This is a genomic window from Sporolactobacillus putidus, from assembly GCF_014647035.1.
Classification (GTDB): Bacteria; Bacillota; Bacilli; order Bacillales; family Sporolactobacillaceae; genus Sporolactobacillus; species Sporolactobacillus putidus.
Window position 1 is genome coordinate 70863 of the sequence record NZ_BMOK01000002.1, and the last position, 20503, is coordinate 91365.

Consider the following 20503-nt stretch of genomic DNA (forward strand, 5'->3'; position numbering starts at 1 on the left):
TAGAATGAAAAAAATACTTACAGGTCTTTAATTCGATCCAAGTGATTCTGTATTTCAGTAATTCGGATTCCAAAGTTTTCATCGACAACCACAACTTCGCCTTTTGCCACATATTTTTGATTAACTAGGATATCAATCGGCTCACCCGCCAGCTTGTCCAGTTCTATGATTGACCCCGGACCCAGTTCAAGCACTTCTTTCACGGTTTTCTGAGTGTGCCCGAGTTCAACGCTGACGTCGAGCGGAATATCCATTAAAAGCTCCAGATTGCGCGGCACGGGTTTGCCAGACAAAGGGGGTTCCTGGCCGAAATCCGAAAATTCCACCGGCTGGACATCTTTGTGATTTGCAGCATGATTTGACCGCTCGTTTGACCCATTGGATTCAAACGAAACACCGCTGTTTTCCTGCGCTTTCCGGGGCTCCGGTTCTTGCAGGGAAGGTATTGCGGATGTCTGATCTGTTGCCGCCGCTGTCTCTTCGGACCGATTCTCTGGATTTATTTTCTCAGTCTGTTTTACCATAGTTTCATTGACCACGCTGCCTGTTTCACTCAGCAACGTGCTGACAAGCTGCTTTCCAAAAGGGATCGGAACAAGCTGCATGATATGAGAGTCAACCAGGGAGCCTATCTTTAGGCTGAAAGAAATTTCAAACATGCGCCCATCTTCCGGAATATACTCGATCCCCTGATGCGTCTTTATATCCATTAACCTGAGATCAGGCGGTGAAATGTCGATTCGGCGATTGAAGACCGTAGACAGAGCCGTAGAGGATGAACCCATCATTTGGTTCATGGCTTCCTGGACCGCGCTCATCTCCATTTCATTTATATCCGATGTCGGGTGGATTCCGTCCCCGCCCATCATCAGATCGGCAATGACACTGGCATCTTCGGTTTGAATCACAAGCATGCAGGATCCTTGAAATCCCTCCGTGTAGTTAACCAGAACGGATACGTGGGGAACAGGGAACTCTTCACTAAGATTATTTCTATCGACAAGCCGGACCTCAGGTGTCGTTATCTCAACTTTCTGATTCAAAATAGTGGACAGAGCAGTTGCTGCACTGCCAAATGAAATATTGCCGATTTCGCCCAGCACATCTTCTTCGGTCTCAGACAAGTCGTCTATCTTAGCTGCTGTTTCCTGTTCTTTTTTCTTATCAGTGCCTGACTGATGGCCGAGAAGTGCATCAATTTCTTCTTGTGAAAGTTGTCCGTCACTCATCAAGGGTATCCTCCTCTATGCTGGATTTAATGATTTGGACAGCCATTTGCTTGTTCCTTTTTCCTGGCTGAGCGAAAAATTTAGGAAAACCCCCGACATCAATCACAATCGGATCCTCCAAATGCTGATTCAGCTTGATCACATCCCCGACCTCCAACTGCAGTAACTCTTTCACGGTAACTTTTGAATTTCCCAGACGTGCACGAACATCAAGTATTGAATTTTCAACACGTTGCCGCAGTACCTGATACTCTGCCTGGGTCGGATCATTCTTCTTTTCATTCATCCAATAGTGCATCGACAGCTTCTGGATCACCGGCTCAAGGACAACGTGAGGGATACAGAGGTTAATCATGCCGCTGGATTTGCCGATGACCGCCGACAGCGAGATAACAATAACCGTCTCGTTCGGAGAGACAAGCTGAAGAAACTGCGGATTGGTTTCAAATTCGAGCAATCCGGGATTCAGGTCTTCTACAACGGAAGACCATGCTTCTTTCAAAGAAGAAAGGGATCCTTCGAACAGGCCTTTCATCAAATTTGTCTCGATCTCGGTTAGATTCTCAATTTTGTTTATGCTGACTCCCTCGCCTCCAAGAAGGCGATCCAGCATAGCATAAGCGACGTTCGGATTAATCTCAATAATCAGGTGCCCCTCAAGCGGCAGTGCTTCAATAATATTCAGAACAGTGGCTGATGGAATCGAGCGGATGAATTCCTCATAGGGAACTTGATCCACGGAAGCCACGGATATTTGCACATAAGTCCTCAGATGGGCGGAAAAATAAGAGGTCAGCAGCCTGGCGTAATTTTCATGTATGCGGGTCAGGCTCCTGATCTGGTCTTTGGAAAAACGCAATGCTCTTTTAAAATCATAAGCACGAACCCTTGGTTTGCTTTCTTCTTTTTTTAGCTCTTCAGCATCCATTTCACCTGTTGAAATGGCTGAGAGCAATGCATCAATTTCAGACTGTGACAATATGTCGGCCAATTATCGGATCATCTCTTTTCAACCTTTGATGACTTTACTGAACAATTTTCTCCGTCGTATAGACATGTGTGACTGTACCGCTCCTGAGAAAGCTGTTCAGCCGGTTTTTAATCAGGTTTTCCAGATTTGCTAGTCCCTTCTGATCCTGAAGGTTGGCAGGTGTCATTCCTGAGACCGTGTAAATGACGGCATTCTTGACTTGAAAAGACCGTTTTGATAATTCGTCTTTAGCAGCACTGTTGGAAACCTGTATATTGAAATCGACCTTAATGAAGTGATCTCCGCTAATGTTGGTTGTGATTTCTCCTGTTGCCAGCGTGAGATTATTCACAATCTGATCGATGCTCGGATTTTTCACATCCGACTTGCTCTGGGCTATGCCATTCATAACAAAGAAAACAGTGATGATGCCGATAATCATCAGTGTCATGATAATAAACGTAATATTTATTACTCTGTTTTTGAACATCGCAGCACACTTTCCTCCGCCCGCGCAGCAGGCATCCATGAGATTTGCTTCAGAAAACGGGTCACGCGCTGATCAATTTGATCAACCGTCTCTTTGACGACCAGCTTCTTCCCCGTCGTTAAAGTAAGGGTCGTATCAGGCAGTGCCTCGATCTGTTCAATGAGAAAAGCATTTAACATAAAAGGCTGTCCATTTAGGCGTGTCAACTGAATCATAGGCTCAAAAAATTGAGCGGGGTCTGAAGCAACTGCCCCTGCTCACTCCTTCCTCAATTATTGTTTCAGATTGACAAGCGTCTGAAGAACCTGATCGGCGGTTGTAATCGTCTTGGAGTTTGCCTGATAGGCACGCTCCGCTTCAATTAGATTTGTCATTTCATCGGTCAGGTCAACATTGGAAGCTTCAAGCGCGTTTTGCTGGATCGTCCCCTGACCGTTCGTCGCCCCATTTCCGTTGGCAGCGCCGGAAGCTGTTGTGGCCTGAAGCAATGAGTTGCCCACTTTAGCAAGCCCGCCCGGATTGGAGAACGTAAAAAGGTCGACCTGTCCGAGATTGACATTGGCCCCAGCCGTTGTGACTCCTTGAATAACCCCCTGATTATTTACCGTGAAAGAGGATAGGTCTGTAAATGTATTGTGGTTTTGGCCGGCAGGGTTAATGGTAAGCGCCATGCCCTGTGAATTGACAAGGCCATTTCCTGCACTGTTCTTCTTAAAATCTCCGGCCCTCGTGTAATACGCGTTCCCTGTGCCGTCGGTTACTTGAAAATAGCCTTCACCATTGATGGCCAGGTCATAGGGATTGCCTGTCGGATTGATCGTGCCGCCGGTCACGATATTGTCGATCGAACCGGCCTGTGAGCCGAGGCCGACCTGAATGGCATTCTGATTGGCCTGTGGTCCCTGCAGCTGCTGGCTGAAAATATCCTCAAAATTGACTCGGTTTTTCTTGAATCCTGAAGTGTCGACGTTCGCGATATTGTTGCCAATAACATCCAAGTCTGTCTGGAAATTTTTCAGTCCTGAAACACCTGCTCCTAATGAACGCAATAACATGAATCATTCCTCCTTTTAATTGGCTGCTTCTGTCAGTCCGCAGTCTCAGCCTTCCTTAAAAAGGTCCGGCCGGTTAATGATTGATTACAATTGTTCCGTTAATGTTTGTAAAAATGTGCGATGACGCTTCCTGAAGATCCATAGCCGTAATGACCATATTCCTTGGTGCGTTGACCACAAGAGCCGCCTTTCGCGTCAGCACCAGTGAATCGCCTATACCCATTTTCCCCGCTTGTTTCATCTTAAGATAGATCTGGTTCCAGTCCTGTGAGGACAGATGGATATTTCGCTGGATGAACCGGTCTTTTGCATGTTTTGTCAACTTTACAGGAAGCTGATTAAGCTCTTCTGTCAAAGTCTGTTTAAAAGAACTGCTTTCTTTTTGACGATCCGAATCCGTTCTCCTTTCAATGGCACCCTCACCTACAACTGAAGGCGGGTAATAGGCGTATCTTTCAATAGGATTCATCCCTGCTGTGCTGCCTGACTTCCAGCCGGATCACTGATTTCCGTGACGGTTGACGGATCCACTGACTGGCCGTCTTTCGTCATATAGCTTATCTGACCATTTTTAATGGTGACCGCCCCGACAATGCCGCTGACGGGACTAGGTGCCGTACTGCTGCTGCTATCTGCCGCCAGCTGCCAGGTGATTTCTTTCCCGATCATCGTAGCCCTGCTTGACAGACCACTGTCTGTCTGTGAAGCAACCAATTGATCGATTGCCGACGTCATGTTCTGCGTTTGTTCAAGAGATGAAAATTGGGCCAATTGAGAAACCATTTGTGTATTATCAAGCGGTGATGAAGGATCCTGGTTAGTCAGCTGCGCCACAAGGAGCTTCAGAAAATCGTTCTTGTTCAAAGTACTGTTCGGGTTTGACTGGGTTGTCGAAGCCGACCCCGCCGCCGTTGTTGCAGGTACACTCATTTCCTTAGATTCCTCCTGTCAGCCATTCCAAAAATGAATGGTCATATTCCTCATTTTCCACGGACATCGGCCCCTGCTTTTGACGATGCCCTTTTTCCTGTCCGCCGGACTGTCCGCTTCCTCCTTGAAAGGGTTGCTGATTTTGAGTCGATTGCTGGGACATGGCTCCCAATGTCTGCCCGTTTCTCGTTACATCAATCAGAGCAACGGGAATGCCTCTGCTGGCAAAATCCTGTCTCAGCTGAACCAAACCGGACTCCAGCAAGTCTTTTGCAGCCTTCGTTTCGGTCGCCAGCCTGGCCACAATACCACCGGAATCCTTCGTCAGCGTGATGGTTACCCGGCCCAGCTGCTCGGGATGGAGTGTCATCATCAGAGTTTGATCACTATTTTTGTCAATATGAAAAGAGGACTTAGCCAGCCATTCCGAAATCCTGTCCGACACCTGCCGGGGAACGGGAAGCTCTTTCCCCGCCGGTTGGGCGCCATTCTGGAAGGTCATCCAGAGTTCAACTTTATTCATTGCTCTGCCAAAAGCCGGTGGCTGTATCTGGACGGGCTTTTCGTATCCGGTCTTTTTAACGGATGTCCCTCCGTCTCCCTGGCTGCCTGATGAGTCCGCAGGCCTAATCACCGTACCGGTTGATACGAATTTTTGATCGGTTGTCGGTTGCTTTGGGGAGAGAGAACGGACATGCATAACGGGCAAAGGTTGTTGTGTCGCACCAGCCTGAACCTCAGCAGTCGCAGAACCATCCGTTCGGACCATCTGAAGACCCTTATCCAAAGCTATTACTGTCTCCTTTGAGATAATCGCGTCTTGAATACGGCCGGCCGCCGTACCAGACTCATGAGGATCAAGTGGCTGACCGGCGGTCCCGTTTGCCGTGTTTGCTTTCCCCGATGTATCTTCTGAAGCTATGAATCTCCCGTTCTCAACAGACTGCCCGCTTGGAACATCCGTCAAAAAATTTTTTCCGCTGACCACCGGATCGGTTGTTTTTTCGGGTCCGTGCGTACTTGTCATTCCGCGATTGTCGAATGTCCGGGACACAAGATTCTTTCTCGGACTTTCAGTCGTCCCGGGACTGACGAAAGTCCCGGAATGAAGTTCGGGAGGAAACCGTTTTATTGCTGAAGAACCTGAACCCAATTGGGCCGGCCCCGCAGCTGTATCCTTGACAATGCTCCGATATTGTTTTACTTCTGATGTATTTATGTCCTTTTCAATCTTGGATTTTTCGTCTTTAAGATTGGACGATACATTTGGGTTAAGAGAGCCCGGACCCGCTTCAGCAGGACTGAGTGAAAGTTGCTCTTTCTGTTTTTCTTTCTTCTTTTCCGGCACGTGATCCGGGTTATCTGATCGTCTTTTTGACTTCTCCGCGGTCAAACCGGCTGCCTGAAATTTGGCTCCACTGAAAGAGCCCTTTATGCCAGTTGAAAGGCTTTCGGCCGAATGGAAACGGTTCATGAGCGATAGAAAAGGGAGATCTGCCGCTTGTTTTTCAGAATTTTTTTTGACGGGATTCCGGGATCCGGAAACGTTTGAAATAGGGACAGTCACCCGATTCATTGCCAAAGTTATCACCTCCTTTCAAAGATTCTTTGATGGTCCATGCTGATTCAGAAATCAGAGTTCTATTTTATGGATAAGAACCGGCCGACGTTGAACTTGTCCCCGTCCCGCCGGCATTTGCTGCAGCCGGTGCGGAAGATGAAGCCTGAAGCAGCGGAGTCAGCGCCGCCGCTTTGTCTGCCGACATGTTCTGCAGGATCGCCGCTTTGGTCTTATCGTCCAGCATGTTTATGTATTCTGCCGCCTGATTGGTCGGAAGTTTTTCAAAAATAGCTGCCGCTTTTGCCGGGTCCATGTTTCGATAGGTCTGTGCATAAACGGCCTGTCTTGCCGTCTGCGACTGTTTCGACGCTGTACTGCTCTTCTGACTGGCATCCGCCTGCGCCTGTTTCAGCTGCGTGTTCAGTTGAGAAATCTGATCCGACTTACTGACACTGTCGCTTTGCAACTGTTTTATCGTTGACTGCTGCGCGGCTACCTGCTGTTTCAAGGATACGATCTGATCCGAGACCGCGGACGACCCTCCTGAAAGTTGAGCGGAACTGCCCGAGCTTCCTCCGAACAAAAGGTTCTTCGCTTCGTCAACCGGATTCAGTCCGGCGAGTTTTAGAAAAAGAGCGATCAATAAAAGCAGAAAAACGGCAGGAACGAGAATCGAAAGAAGAACTTTCATTAACCGTAAACCGAAGCCTGCCTTTTTTTCCTCCATTTTCCTCATCCCTTCAGCTGTTTTTTGTGGAATGAAGAGCAGCTACTTCATCCAGCAGTCTCATTTCCTTTTTTCGCGCGGCACTGCGATTCATACGGCTCTGTTTTTGTTTTATTTTTTCATATTTTTTCACCTCAATCGCCTTTTTCAGCAAAACAGCCTTAAACTGTTCGAGCTGATACTTTGCCCGGTCATACTGCAAGGTTCGTTCAGTGATCAGACGCTCCATTTTTTCCACATCGTAAATCTGGCGTTTCATCAAATCAATAGTGATTGATTGTTTCATTTTATCCTGAAGATTTCTTTGAATGGATTTCTTTTCTTCAGCCAAATCCAAAAGTCCGTGAGCCAGCTGTTCGAAGCGGTCGAAAAGCACTCGATACTGTGTTTCAAGGCTTCTTTTTTCACTTTCTGCAATTTTCATGACGCGTTCAAGACGAAAATCAAGCACTATTTTCAGCTCCTCTGCCGAATTCTGAGATCAGTTGATCGACCGCTTCATCAAGCGACACCTTTACCGACTGGGGCTGGCATAAGTAACGAATGATCTTCGGATGAAACTGGATCGCTTCGTCGATAACCGCTGAACTTCCAGGCTTGTAAGCACCAATGCTGATCAAATCCTCGGACTCGGTATATTGGGCAAGAAGTGCACGAAAGTGTCCCGCAGCCTCAAGATGTTCGGGGGTTACGATTTCATTCATCACACGGCTCACACTCTTTAGCAGATTAACTGCCGGATATTGTCCTTTTTGGGCAAGTTCGCGGTCAAGGACGATGTGCCCGTCAAGAATTCCTCTCGCCGTGTCGGAAATCGGTTCGTCCAAATCATCTCCGTCGACCAGAACCGTATAGAATGCGGTGATTGTCCCATTCTCATCTGTACCGGTTCTCTCCAGAAGCCGTGGCAGCATGGCAAATACTGAGGGTGGGTAACCCTTGGTGGTCGGCGGCTCACCGACTGCAAGCCCGATTTCTCTTTGACTCATCGCGACGCGTGTCAGAGAATCCATCATCAGAAGGACATCTTTCCCTTTTGCCCGGAAATATTCTGCGATAGCCGTTGCTGTCATGGCACCTTTAATTCGCATTAATGCCGGTTGATCGCTGGTTGCAACGACAACAATTGAACGTTTCATGCCCTCAGGTCCGAGGTCTTTTTCCAGAAATTCTCTGACTTCACGTCCGCGTTCACCAATCAATGCAATCACATTCAAATCTGCCGAGGTATTTCTTGCAATCATGCCCATCAATGTGCTCTTTCCGACGCCGCTCCCGGCGAAGATGCCGACCCGTTGACCCTTGCCAACGGTCAGAAGTCCGCCTACCGAACGGATTCCCAATTCAATCGGCTCGGTGATTCGCGGTCTTTTCAATGGATCAGGGGGCGACTGATTAGTCGGAACAGCCGAAACCGGATTTGAAAAGTGCATACCCGACATGGGGTGCCCCATGCTGTCGCAAACTTGGCCCAAAAGTTCATCATTCACTTTGACATCAAGAGGTTTTCCTGTCGCCTCAACGAGACATCCAGGAGAAATATGGGCCACGGATGTATAAGGCATCAAAAGGATACTCTCTTCCTTAAAGCCGACCACTTCAGCCAGAACCTTTCGGTTGCCGCCTTTTATATGTATGAGACAGACATCGCCTACGGATGAAGATGGACCTTTGGATTCAACCAAAAGACCGACCACGCGATTGATTTTACCAAATCGACGATAACTGTCAATTGATGGAAGTGAAACGATCAACCGGTCCGCATTCATTTTCCCTTCTCCTCCATCAGTTCTTTCAATTTTCCCCTGATAACAGATAATTGGCTGTCCACACTGGCAACGATCTTCCCGAAAGACGTTTCGATGGTACAGTCATTTTCCGCAAAATCGCCGTCTGCATAGATAAAAATTTTAGCATCCTGAACGAGGGCATCCAGTTCTTTTTTTCGGCTATTCAGTTCTGCAAAACGGTTTGGAGAAATGGTTATTTTTATGGTTTCCTGATCTTTTACCTCACGGACTGCTTTTGAAACGAGCGAAAACCACTTGTCCTTATCAAGTGCAAGGGAAATACCAATGATTTTTTCAGCGACGGCCATCGACAGCTTCAAAATTTCCGGCTCTGCATCCTCCAGGTAACTCAGGTAAGCCGTTCGAGCCTGATCAATCAGATGATCAGCCTGCGCCACCCGCGACTCATAGCTTTTTTTTCCCTCATAAGTACCCTTTCTGAAGCCTTCTTCATAGCCCTCTTTCTCTTTGAGCCTGAAAGCCTCTTCTCTCCTTCTTTTTGCTTCCGCGTCATCTTTTTCGATTTGGCTGTCGAATTCCAAACGCCTCCGGTTTGCGTTCTCCAGTATCTCCGCCGCTTCCCGTTTTGCCCGGCGTATTTTTTCTTCCAAGGTTCTTTCGATAGATTCCCGATTCATCTCATTGTTCAAAGCATCCAGTTCCGGATCAATCGCCACCGACAACCTGATCACTTTTCTGTCATTTCCGGTCTCAGGAGATTTAATAATGTTAGACAATCACATCATCCCCCTGGCCGCGGGCGATGACAATTTCCCCGGCGTCCTCCAGTTTTCTGATCGTATTCACGATCCTTGTTTGTGCCTCTTCGACATCGTGCAGACGAACAGGACCCATATATTCCATCTCTTCCTTAAAGCTGGCTGCCATGCGCTCAGACATATTATGGAACAGTAAATCTTTCACTTCGTCACTCGCTGTGCGCATCGCCAGAATTAAATCCTCGTTCTCGCTTTCCCGGATCACACGCTGAACTGCACGGTCATCTAAAACAATGATATCCTCAAACACAAACATTCTTTTCTTTATTTCTTCCGCCAGATCCGAATCATGTTTTTCAAGATGATCCAGTATATTTCTTTCAGTTGTCCGGTCGACGCCATTCAGAACGCTGACAATGGAAGTAATACCGCCAGTCTGTGTATAATCCTGATTGACGGATGAACTGGATATTTTTTTCTCAAGCACTCTTTCTACCTGAGCAATAACTTCAGGCGACGTGCGATCCATTTGAGCGATTCTTTTTGCGATATCTGCCTGGCTTTCTTCAGGGAGGGCAGAAAGAACAGAGGCAGCCTGCTGAGCTTCCAGATAGCAGAGCACGAGGGCAATAATCTGTGGATGCTCATTCTGAATAAAATTCAGAATTTGCTGGGGATCACTTTTTCTCATGAAATCGAAAGGCCTGACTTGCAGCGTCGTCGTCAGCCGCTGAATAATATGCTTCGCCTGATCAGGTCCGAGAGCTTTCTCAAGAATTTGCTTGGCGTAGCCAATTCCACCCTGCGAAATGTATTCCTGGGCGAGTGCAGTCTGAAAAAATTCATCAATGATCTGTCTTTTCAGATCGGGATCGATCTTTCGCGCATTCGATATTTCCAGCGTCAGTTCTTCGATTTCCTGCTCTGTCAAGTGCTTAAAAACTGTTGCCGATACGTCTGTTCCAAGCGCGATCATTAAGATCGCGGCTTTTTGCTTTCCTGTCAGCTTGTTCCTTCGTTCTGCCAATTTAAATCCCTCCCCTCATTGTTCATCCGAAAGCCAGCTTCTGAGCAGTTTCACAAATTGATCGGGTTTTTGTCTCGCCATTTTTTCAAGTTCGCTGTACTTTTTCTGTTCCGGATTTTCATTTTCAAGCGATATTTCCAAATCAGGCTGCTGCGGAATGTCCTGTACCATTGCCTCTTCTTCAGCTGCAGCTGCAGCTCTTCTTCTTGAAATGATCAGCCACAGGACAAGTCCGATAATCAGTAAAAGCAGTCCTCCGCCGATGATATAGGGCCACAGATTCATCTGTGTGTTCACCTGCGGCATCTGGCCGTTCAACCGGCCAACCGTGATAAATGTTTTCTGATTAATGACATTGGCGGGTAATTCCTGACCCTGGTTGTCGGAAATCGAGGTCTGTATGATCGAATTCAGAATCTGCTTCACATCATTAACACGCTGCTGAGACAGCGAATTGTTGTTATTCGGTGAAGGCGGTTCGACCATGACTTGAATGCCAAGATCGGTGATTTTATACGGACTATTTGTCACATCACGGTGTATCCGGTTAAATACATAGTTGACCTGATCCTGAACTTTCTGGTAGGTTCCATTGCCATTTGTTCCGCCTTGGTAAGTCGGAACAGCATTTGTGCCGGTCCCCACCTGTCCGGCCGCCCCTTGTCCTGTATAGGTCTCAGCAATATGCTGGGTGCTGGACTGCAGGCCCTCCATCGTCTGCTGATTAACAGGCTGTACTAAATCCTGTTTTTCCTTAGACTGCGTAAAATCAACGTTCGCCGTTACATTGACCACGGCCTTGCCCTGGCCCATCATTAACGTCAGCATCTGAGTCACCCGGCGCTGAATGTTGTTTTCAATGTCGTGAACGATTTGCTGCTGCTGGTTATAGGTTGATAGGGTCGAATTACCCGTGTTATTACTTTTCAGGTCATAATAGTTATAATATTGATCCATAATGACGATATTATTATCAGGAAGGTTCGGCACACTTTTGGATACCAGGTGATAGAGTCCACTTATTTGCTCGTTGGTCAGCTGAAAGCCCGGCGCAACGTTCAGCATAATCGAGGCTGAGGCCGCGTTGCCTGAACTCTGACCGCCGACCCACACATTGTTCTGTGGAAGCGTCAGCATGACTTTTGCTGACTTGACTCCCTGAGTGTTTGAGATCAGATTGGCCAACTCGGTCTGCATAGCGGCACGCTGCAGGACATTAAACTGATTGTCTGTCATCCCGAATCCGGCGTTCTGACTGAAAAAAGAATAATCAATTTGTCCTGTTTTCGGAATGCCCTGGGCAGCGAGTTCAATCTTCAGTTGATCAACCTGATTTGCAGGAACGCTGATTGTTGTTCCGCCCGCCGAAAGTTTGTAGGGGACCTTCTTACTGTCCAGTGTACTTGTGATCTGACCCGCTTCGTTAGTCGATAGATTGCTGTAAAGCGGCGCATACTGTTTCACGTTTGTCAGAAGCACCAGCAGCAGAATGGTAAGGAGCAGAGCCGATGCTCCGCCGATAATCCATATTTTTTTCTTTTTTGATAAATTCTGCCATAACTCTCTAAACCGCATGATTAAAGCTAATACTTTTTCCTTCATAGCATCCTCCGTCAGGTAGCCCGATCAAATCTGCATTCTCATGATATCCTGGTAGGCACTGACGACCCGGTCACGAACCTGTACGGTTGTTTTCAGCAGAACATCTGCCTTTTGCATGGCAATCATCACATTATGCAAATCCACATTGCTGTTTCCGTTTGCTAAATCCGTCACCATCTGATTTGCCGTTTGCTGGGAATCATTAACCGTTCCAAGGGCGTTTTCCAGCATACTCGCAAATGATTGCTGAGCCGACGATGCACTTTGCGGCGTCTGAGAGAAAGCAGCCGCCGAAGGAACAAAACCTACAGAATTGATAGTCATATCTTATTGCCTACTTTCCGATATTTAATGCACTCGAGAGCATGCTTTTATTTGCATTCATAACCGTTACTCCTGCCTCGTACGAACGATTGGCATCCATCAGGTCAACCATTTCTTTAAGAGGGTCGACGTTAGACTGTTTTACATAGCCGTTTGGATCGGCATCGGGATTGATCGGATCATATTTAACAGGAAAAGGAGCAGAATCCTCCGTCACGCTGCTCACTTCCACTCCGCCGGCAGAGGAGCCCAATGAATTTTGAAAAACGGATTCAAATGACGGATTAATCGTATTCATGTTAACAACTTTTCTGGCATAAGGCTGCCACTGTCCGTTTACCATTCTTTCATGTGTCGTATCGGCATTCGCTATGTTTGAAGAAACAACGTCCATTCTGAATCGCTGTGCTGTAAGCCCTGAAGCCGTAATGTCTAGTCCGCTGAACATTCCCATGCTGTCTTAACCTCCGAGCACCGTGTTAAACTGCAGAAATTGATTGCTGGCAGCCTGTCCAAGCGCCTGATAGTATAGCTGATTTTGAGCAAGGTTAGACATCTCATGATCGATATCTACATTATTTCCATTGTTTTGAATAGCACCATATGTATCTGTTACCGTACTGTAACCCGTTTGATCAGATGCGGTGAAAGGAGAATTGGCGGATGCTATCTGGTTCGCCTGCAATGACTGGTCAAGTACATCATTAAAAACAACTTTTTGTGCCTTATAGTTCGGTGTGTCCACATTAGCAATGTTCTGCGAAATGGCATTTTGTTCCGCCATCGATCCGTTCATCGCCCGTTCAATAGCAGAAAGAGGAGTCAGCGAGAACATTTTTCCATCACATCCTTTTTTCTTCTATATATTTTCATTTTATCAACTTTTGGCCTAATGTCTACGTCAACCTTTTTATATCGACCATTTTTGCTCATATATTTAGCCTTATTATAGGCAAAAAGACCTCTATTTTGTATTTTTTTGTCTAATAAAAAAAGCATTTTTATGTTTTTTAACTATATTAACCCGTTACACTCAGAGATAATATTGGAAAAATAAGGTCTATCTTACCAGTATATAGGAGAAAATTTTTAAAATTGCACTTTATATACACCCAAAGACTTATTCTTTTTGGGTTATGTGAACTTTTATAGAAAAAAACAAGGATTTTTGGTGATCAAAAAAACTGTTCGATCGCCAAAAATCCTTAGGGCAAAAATAATATTGATGAAGCAAAAAACTTATCCTTCTTTAATTCGATTCAATTCATACAAAAACTTATCGTTCAGTACTTTAATATAGGTGCCTTTCATACCAAGTGAACGGGATTCGATCACGCCTGCACTCTCAAGCTTCCTAAGGGCATTGACGATTACCGAACGCGTGATACCGACGCGATCAGCAATTTTGCTGGCAACGAGAAGTCCCTCATTTCCTTCCAGTTCTTCGAAAATATGTTCGATCGCTTCTAATTCGCTATAAGACAGGGAACTAATCGCCATCTGAACAATCGCCTTTTCTCTTGCTTCTTCCTCTACCTCATTCGTTTTCTCCCTCAAGATCTCCATTCCAACAACAGTCGCGCCATATTCTGCAAGAATAAGATCCTCGTCCGTAAATGTTTCATTCAGTCTCGAAAGAATCAAGGTTCCCAGCCGTTCGCCGCCGCCGACGATTGGAACGACTGTTGTCAAACCGTTTGCAAACAAGTCTTTGTTTTCATCCGGAAACACGCTGAACTCGCTGTTGACATCAAGATTGGGAGAAGTCTGGACGACCGTGAAAAGATTTTGTGTGTATTTTTCCGGAAATTGTCTGCTTTCAAACATGTTCTGTATCCGTTCATTTTCAAATTCAAGCTTTAGCGAAAGCCCCAGAATTTTGCCGCGCCGGCTGACAACAAATGTGTTTGTTTGAATCACGTCGCGCAGTGTCTTTGCCATTTCATTAAAATCAACCTGTGTCTTGGTTCCTTGAAGCAATTGATTAATCTTCCTCGTTTTTTCCAGTAATGTCATGATAATTTCCTCCTGAGTGTCATAGATTTTTCTTTTTGATGGGATAAAATCCTATCTCATTTCAGCTGAATATCGTGCAACAAATTCTGAGTGTCAGCCTGCTCTGAATGATTCGGCTCCATCAGGTATTACCTATAATATAAATTGGCTAAGATCGCGATTTTTCGCAATTGTGGATAATTTTTCATCAACATATTCGGGAGTGATGAGAATTTCCTGAAGTGTTATATCCGGTGCTTCAAAAGATAAGTCTTCCAAAAGCTTTTCCAAAATGGTATGTAATCTTCTTGCACCAATATTATCCGTATCCTGATTGACCTCATATGCGATCGATGCCATTTTATGAATAGCTTCGTCAGAAAATTTAATCTTTATACCTTCCGTTTCAAGCAGGGCCTTATATTGTTTGATCAAGGCGTTGTTCGGTTTAACGAGAATATTCACAAAGTCATCAACAGATAGGCTTCTTAACTCAACCCGAATCGGGAAGCGTCCCTGCAATTCGGGTATCAGATCCGAAGGTTTGGAGAGATGAAAGGCACCCGCGGCAATAAAAAGGATATAGTCCGTTTTTACAGGACCGTACTTGGTCATAACGGTGGATCCTTCGACAATCGGCAGAATATCTCTTTGGACGCCTTCCCGTGAAACTTCGCCGGAATTTTGCCCTTTTCCTGTTATTTTGTCGATTTCATCGATAAAAATGATTCCCGATTGCTCCGCACGGTCAACGGCTTCCTGTGTCACCTCATCCATGTCGAGCAGTTTCTGCGCTTCTTCCCTTGTCAATACCCTTCGCGCGTCCTTCACCTTCAATTTCTTCTTTTTCGTCTGTCTGGGACCTAAATTTCCCAAAAGGTTTTGGATATTTGCGCCAAACTGCTCCATGCCTGCATTCTGAAAGAGATCAAAAACCTGATTGTTTTGCTGTTCAGTCACTTCAATGGAAACCAGCCGGTCCTCAAGTTCCCCAAGTTTGAGCAACTTTTCGACCTGCAGCCGCTTTTCCCGTAAAGAAGCATTCATGTTCTCGTCTTCTTCACCGCTGGTTGCCTGCGAAGTTCCCTTCGCCTGCCCTCCAAAAAGAAATTCCAGCGGATTTTTCGGTTGTTCCGCCTTATTTTCATTCGGGACCAGCAACTCAATAAGCCTTTTGTTTGCCGACGTTTCAGCCCTGGACTCCACTTGTTTCATTTTTTCTTCTTTGACGAGCCTGACCGATGTTTCGACCAGATCACGAATCATCGATTCTACGTCCCGCCCGACATAGCCTACTTCCGTAAACTTGGTGGCCTCGAATTTAACAAAGGGGGCGCGGACAATTTTGGCAAGGCGCCTGGCTATTTCTGTTTTGCCGACACCCGTCGGCCCGATCATCAGAATGTTTTTCGGAATGATTTCTTCGCGCATTTTTTCATCCAGTTTCGACCGGCGGTAACGATTGCGCAGAGCGATGGCCACAGACCGTTTGGCTTCTTTCTGACCAATAATATAGCGGTCAAGCTGCTCTACAATTTGTTTTGGAGTGAGCGGTGTCGACATAACCTAAGCCTCCCCTTGATTGTTCCAGTCAAAGTTCTTCAACAATAATCTGATCATTCGTGTATACACAAATTTCTCCGGCAATAATCAGCGCTTTCTCGGCAATATCTTTAGCCGAGAGGTCGGAAGAACCCCACCTTTTGAGCGCTCTGCCTGCCGAGAGCGCATAATTTCCGCCTGAACCGATCGCAAGCATGCCATCGTCAGGTTCGATAACCTCGCCTGTTCCCGAGATCAAGAGAAGACCGTTCTTATCCATTACGATCAGCATCGCTTCAAGCTGGCGCAGCATCTTATCCCCGCGCCATTCTTTGGCCAGTTCAACCGCAGAACGCTGGAGATTGCCATTGAACTCTTCAAGCCGGCCTTCGAATTTCTCAAACAGAGTGAAAGCATCGGCGACCGAACCGGCAAATCCGGAAATGACTTTCCCGTGATACAGTCTGCGAACCTTACGGGCGGACTTTTTCATGATCACGGATTGACCAAGCGTCACCTGGCCGTCTCCGGCCATTGCACTTTGACCATTGTGATGAATGGCGAAAATCGTCGTTGCATGAAAAACCCCCATAAAAAAACCCTCCTTCCAACGATGTGAAAGCGAGCGAGAGCACTTTCCCAATCAAGTGAAAAAAGCGCTATTTCTTCATAGGGAGCAAGCCTGCTCTGATTCGTGCGGGACAGACCCCTCCCATCTATTTTCCAACAGCAGAAAATCATTCATTTGAACAACGATGAACACAGCACACTGAGCAAGCGGCCTCTTGCTTTTTCATGTTAGCACAAGTCAAATCAATAAGCAACATAATTTACAGTCTTATAGCAACATTCTGAATTGTATTCAATGCACGTACAGCAAATTGATTTGCCCGTTCTTTTTTATCCTTTATTCGCTCGCTCAGAGGTTTCAATAACCCGAAGTTTGCATTCATGGGCTGAAAGTGATTCGGGTTAGCCGTTGCGATGTAGTGAGCCATACTGCCGATGACCGTTTCTTCGGGAAAAACAATGGGCTCTTCTCCCAAAACGAGCCTGGCGGCATTTATTCCTGCAATCAAACCGGAAGCAGCCGATTCAATATAGCCTTCCACACCCGTCATTTGCCCTGCAAAAAACAAATCATTTCTTGTCTTTGCCTGATAAGTCGCTTTCAAAAGCCGCGGCGAATTCAGAAATGTATTCCGATGCATGACGCCATACCGGATAATTTCGGCATTTTCCAGACCCGGTATCATTCGGAATACTCTTTTCTGCTCGCCCCACTTCAAATGGGTTTGAAAACCGACAATATTAAAAAGAGTTCCTGCGGCATTATCCTGGCGCAGCTGCACGACCGCATAAGGCCGCTTCCCCGTTTTCGGATCTTCAAGGCCTACCGGTTTAAGCGGACCAAAGAGGATGGTTTTTTCTCCCTGCCTTGCCATAACTTCAACCGGCATGCATCCGTTAAAGTAATTTTCTTTCTCAAAATCTTTGAGAGGAGCTGTTTCGGCAGAAACCAGCGCATCATAAAAGCGTCTGAACTCTTCTTTAGTCATCGGACAGTTGAGATAAGCCGCTTCCCCTTTATCATATCTGGATTTCAGGTAAACGATTTCCCGGTCAATTGTTTCCCCGGCAATAATTGGTGCAGCCGCGTCATAAAAATAGAAGTAGTCTTCTCCTGTCAATCTTTTCAGTGAAACTGAAAGTCGATCGGATGTCAGTGGACCTGTCGCAATAATCGCGGGACCGTCAGGTATCTCGGCCATTTCTTCATTAAAGATCCGAACATTTGGATGGTTTCTTATACTGGCTGTCACGCGGCTTGAGAAATCGTGCCGGTCAACGGCCAAGGCACCTCCCGCCGGCACACTTGCCGAATCCGCGGCAGCCATGATTACAGAATCAAGACGGCGCATCTCTTCCTTCAATATTCCTACCGCATTAGTGAGACTGTTCGAGCGCAGCGAATTTGTACAAACAAGTTCGGCGAATTGATCCGTGTGATGAGCCGGCGTCTGCTTGTTCGGCCGCATCTCATACAAATTCACCGCAATGCCTCGCTTTGCAATCTGCCAGGCAGCCTCACTGCCTGCCAATCCCGCTCCAATAACGGTGACTGCTGATTTTGCCACATCTGTTTCCTCACTTTTTCTAAAAAGAATATTCAGCAGATCCGCAATGATAACCGAATCAGAAAACCCGGTGCCGCTTTTCTGAAATACTCTTTACATTTCCCAGGCCGTAAATTTATTCAATCTCGCTTTTATTATCGGACCGTTTACCCGTCTTTTACTGTACTTCCTCCCGATACTCACAATTCGGGCACTGGACGGCTTTTCCGTTTTTCACTTTCTTCTCAACAAGGTAAGAGCCGCACTTCGGACATTGACGCTGAATGGGCTTATCCCAAGATACGAAGTCGCACTCAGGATAACGATCGCAGCCGTAAAAAATTCTGTGCTTCTTACTGCGGCGCTCAACCACTTCACCTTTTCCGCACTTAGGGCAGGTAACCCCTGTCTTTTTCAATATCGGTTTTGTGTTTCTGCATTCCGGAAAATTCGAGCATGCAAGAAATTTACCGTATCGGCCCATCTTGTAAACCATCTCATGCCCGCATTTTTCACAGATGATTCCGGCGGGCTCATCCTTAACCGTAACCGACTGCATTTCTTTCTCAGCCTTGGAAAGTCTTTGGGAAAATTCTTTATAGAAATTATCGATGATCGCAATCCAATTCTCTTTGCCTTCTTCGACTTCATCCAAATTCGTTTCCATCTGCGCTGTAAAGTCAATGTTGATGATTTCCGGAAAAAATTCAACAATCAGATTTAAAACGATTTCTCCCAGCTCAGTCGGGACAAAGCGTTTCGCATCCATCGTCACATAATTTCTTCTCTGAATCGTATCAATCGTCGGCGCATATGTTGAGGGGCGGCCAATTCCGACTTCTTCCATCTTTTTGACGAGAGACGCTTCCGTATAGCGCGGCGGCGGCTGAGTGAAGTGCTGTTTCGATTCCGTGTTCTCTTTAACAGCGGTCATCCCGTCTTCCAGTTCAGGCAGATAATTATCCTTATCGGGAGCGGAATCCGCGTTTTTCTTGTCATCGCTGCTCTCAATATATACTTTCATAAATCCTTGAAACTTGACTTTCGACCCGGTTGCCCTGAACAGGACACCTTGCTGAACAAGATCGGCACGAACCGTATCCAGTATGGCAGGCGCCATCTGACTGGCGATAAACCGCTCCCAAATTAACTTGTAAAGCTTATATTGATCATTGCTTAAATATTCTTTTATCTCTTTCGGCTGCCTCAGTACGGAAGTGGGGCGAATTCCTTCGTGTGCGTCCTGAGCATTCTCGGCATTCTTGGGTCTGGCTGTGCTCTTTCCAAGATAACGTTCACCGAAATGATCCGTAATGTATGCCTTGGCTTCGGCCTTAGCCACATCGGAGATCCGTGTCGAGTCCGTTCTCATATAAGTGATCAGACCGGTTGTGCCTTGCTTTCCTATTTCAATTCCTTCATAGAGCTGCTGAGCGATCATCATCGTTTTTCTCGCTCTGAAATTAAGTTTGCGCCCTGCTTCCTGCTGCAGTGATGAAGTAATAAACGGTAAAACCGGATTCCTGAAGCGCTCTTTTTTCTGAACATTCTGTACCTGAAAATTTTGATCGCTTAACCTGGAAAGGACACCTTCCACCTCTTCTTTTGTTTTCAACGGTGTCTTCTTTCCATCGAGTCCATAAAAAGCCGCCTGGAAAATTTCAGTGCCGACCCGGAATTTTCCGACAAGAGACCAGTATTCTTCCGGAATGAAAGCTTTAATTTCGTTCTCCCGCTCTATAATCATTCGAAGCGCGACCGATTGAACACGTCCGGCACTCAACCCTTTTTTTACTTTTTTCCATAATAATGGGCTGATGTTGTATCCGACCAGGCGGTCCAGGACCCTTCTCGCCTGCTGGGCATCCACAAGATCCATATTTATCTTTCTTGGCTTTTTAAATGCCTCTTTTATCGCAGGCTTTGTGATTTCGTTAAATACAACTCTGCATTCCGAATGGTCATCAATATCCAGGCTGTGCGCCAGATGCCAGGCGATCGCCTCGCCCTCACGGTCCGGGTCGGCCGCCAGATAGACCTTTTTCGCCTTTCGTGCCGCACTTTTCAAGTCCTTGATTACAGGGCCTTTGCCTCTAATGGTAATATACCTTGGTTTATAGTGATCCTCAATATCAACACCCATCTGGCTTCTGGGCAGATCTCGTACATGACCCATTGATGCCTTTACTTGGTACTTTGGTCCAAGATAGCGTTTTATTGTTTTTGCTTTAGCGGGAGATTCCACAATGACGAGATATTCGTCCATGATGTTGCTCCCCTTTCTGAGAATATTCAAATCTTCACTAATATTAATGATTGATTAAGGCTTTGTCAAACCAAAAGTAAAAATATGAGAGAAATGAAGAACTTAATAATGGAAGAATATGGTCCAGGATCCTTTTTTCACGTTAAAAAGCAGGACATT

General features: G+C 46.2%; 22 protein-coding genes. All 22 read right to left on the minus strand.

The features are described 5' to 3' along the window. Positions 1-17 precede the first annotated feature (17 nt). The 22 genes from fliY to topA all read right to left on the minus strand — a co-directional run bounded on the left by fliY (position 18) and on the right by topA (position 20344). Complete coding sequence (gene fliY, locus IEX81_RS02580) at positions 18-1229, minus strand: flagellar motor switch phosphatase FliY (RefSeq protein ID WP_188801502.1); 1212 nt, start codon at positions 1227-1229, stop codon at positions 18-20. Next, positions 1222-2220, minus strand: coding sequence for a flagellar motor switch protein FliM (gene fliM / locus IEX81_RS02585; protein WP_188801503.1), 999 nt, complete (start codon positions 2218-2220; stop codon positions 1222-1224). The genes fliY and fliM overlap by 8 nt, the downstream gene beginning before the upstream one ends. A gap of 34 nt (positions 2221-2254) precedes the next feature. Beyond that, positions 2255-2689: a flagellar basal body-associated FliL family protein gene (locus IEX81_RS02590; protein WP_188801504.1), complete on the minus strand. Its 435-nt coding sequence runs from the start codon at positions 2687-2689 to the stop codon at positions 2255-2257. After that, a complete protein-coding gene (locus tag IEX81_RS02595) occupies positions 2671-2904 on the minus strand; it encodes a flagellar FlbD family protein (protein ID WP_188801505.1) in 234 nt (77 codons plus the stop codon). Before IEX81_RS02595 ends, IEX81_RS02590 begins: the two co-directional genes overlap by 19 nt. Before the next feature lie 57 nt (positions 2905-2961). After that, positions 2962-3744 carry a flagellar hook-basal body complex protein gene (locus IEX81_RS02600; RefSeq protein ID WP_188801506.1) on the minus strand — a complete coding sequence of 261 codons (783 nt, stop codon included), beginning with the start codon at positions 3742-3744 and terminating at the stop codon, positions 2962-2964. Between the two features lie 73 nt (positions 3745-3817). Further along, the gene (locus tag IEX81_RS02605) at positions 3818-4213 is read right to left on the minus strand and encodes a TIGR02530 family flagellar biosynthesis protein (protein ID WP_188801507.1); all 396 of its coding nucleotides are present in this window, start codon (positions 4211-4213) and stop codon (positions 3818-3820) included. Next, the gene (locus IEX81_RS02610) at positions 4210-4674 is read right to left on the minus strand and encodes a flagellar hook capping FlgD N-terminal domain-containing protein (RefSeq protein WP_188801508.1); all 465 of its coding nucleotides are present in this window, start codon (positions 4672-4674) and stop codon (positions 4210-4212) included. The genes IEX81_RS02605 and IEX81_RS02610 overlap by 4 nt, the downstream gene beginning before the upstream one ends. Positions 4675-4678: 4 nt before the next feature. Further along, the gene (locus IEX81_RS02615; RefSeq protein WP_229727458.1) at positions 4679-6250 is read right to left on the minus strand and encodes a flagellar hook-length control protein FliK; all 1572 of its coding nucleotides are present in this window, start codon (positions 6248-6250) and stop codon (positions 4679-4681) included. A 70-nt stretch (positions 6251-6320) separates the two neighbouring features. After that, entirely contained in the window at positions 6321-6962 is a 642-nt protein-coding gene (locus tag IEX81_RS02620; RefSeq protein ID WP_188801510.1) for a MotE family protein, read from the minus strand. 13 nt (positions 6963-6975) lie between these two features. Beyond that, positions 6976-7413, minus strand: coding sequence for a flagellar export protein FliJ (gene fliJ, locus IEX81_RS02625; RefSeq protein WP_188801511.1), 438 nt, complete (start codon positions 7411-7413; stop codon positions 6976-6978). Beyond that, a complete protein-coding gene (gene fliI / locus IEX81_RS02630; RefSeq protein ID WP_188801512.1) occupies positions 7406-8731 on the minus strand; it encodes a flagellar protein export ATPase FliI in 1326 nt (441 codons plus the stop codon). The genes fliJ and fliI overlap by 8 nt, the downstream gene beginning before the upstream one ends. Next, on the minus strand, positions 8728-9489 hold the full coding sequence (gene fliH, locus IEX81_RS02635; protein ID WP_188801513.1) for a flagellar assembly protein FliH: 762 nt from the start codon (positions 9487-9489) through the stop codon (positions 8728-8730). Before fliH ends, fliI begins: the two co-directional genes overlap by 4 nt. Further along, entirely contained in the window at positions 9482-10498 is a 1017-nt protein-coding gene (fliG, locus tag IEX81_RS02640) for a flagellar motor switch protein FliG (RefSeq protein ID WP_188801514.1), read from the minus strand. The genes fliH and fliG overlap by 8 nt, the downstream gene beginning before the upstream one ends. A gap of 15 nt (positions 10499-10513) precedes the next feature. Then, positions 10514-12100, minus strand: coding sequence for a flagellar basal-body MS-ring/collar protein FliF (gene fliF / locus IEX81_RS02645; protein WP_188801515.1), 1587 nt, complete (start codon positions 12098-12100; stop codon positions 10514-10516). Positions 12101-12124: 24 nt separating this feature from the next. Further along, positions 12125-12424, minus strand: coding sequence for a flagellar hook-basal body complex protein FliE (fliE, locus tag IEX81_RS02650; RefSeq protein WP_188801516.1), 300 nt, complete (start codon positions 12422-12424; stop codon positions 12125-12127). Positions 12425-12434: 10 nt separating this feature from the next. Beyond that, on the minus strand, positions 12435-12878 hold the full coding sequence (gene flgC / locus IEX81_RS02655; protein WP_188801517.1) for a flagellar basal body rod protein FlgC: 444 nt from the start codon (positions 12876-12878) through the stop codon (positions 12435-12437). A gap of 6 nt (positions 12879-12884) precedes the next feature. Then, positions 12885-13259 (minus strand): flagellar basal body rod protein FlgB, encoded by a 375-nt coding sequence (gene flgB, locus IEX81_RS02660; RefSeq protein ID WP_188801518.1) that lies wholly within the window; start codon positions 13257-13259, stop codon positions 12885-12887. A gap of 404 nt (positions 13260-13663) precedes the next feature. Then, entirely contained in the window at positions 13664-14440 is a 777-nt protein-coding gene (gene codY, locus IEX81_RS02665) for a GTP-sensing pleiotropic transcriptional regulator CodY (RefSeq protein WP_188801519.1), read from the minus strand. 132 nt (positions 14441-14572) lie between these two features. After that, positions 14573-15982, minus strand: a complete 1410-nt coding sequence (gene hslU / locus IEX81_RS02670; RefSeq protein WP_188801520.1) for an ATP-dependent protease ATPase subunit HslU — start codon at positions 15980-15982, stop codon at positions 14573-14575. A gap of 28 nt (positions 15983-16010) precedes the next feature. Continuing rightward, on the minus strand, positions 16011-16553 hold the full coding sequence (hslV, locus tag IEX81_RS02675; protein WP_188801521.1) for an ATP-dependent protease subunit HslV: 543 nt from the start codon (positions 16551-16553) through the stop codon (positions 16011-16013). A 238-nt stretch (positions 16554-16791) separates the two neighbouring features. Then, positions 16792-18099 (minus strand): FADH(2)-oxidizing methylenetetrahydrofolate--tRNA-(uracil(54)-C(5))-methyltransferase TrmFO, encoded by a 1308-nt coding sequence (gene trmFO / locus IEX81_RS02680; RefSeq protein ID WP_188801522.1) that lies wholly within the window; start codon positions 18097-18099, stop codon positions 16792-16794. Positions 18100-18256: 157 nt separating this feature from the next. Further along, a complete protein-coding gene (gene topA, locus IEX81_RS02685; RefSeq protein ID WP_188801523.1) occupies positions 18257-20344 on the minus strand; it encodes a type I DNA topoisomerase in 2088 nt (695 codons plus the stop codon). Positions 20345-20503: the final 159 nt, after the last annotated feature.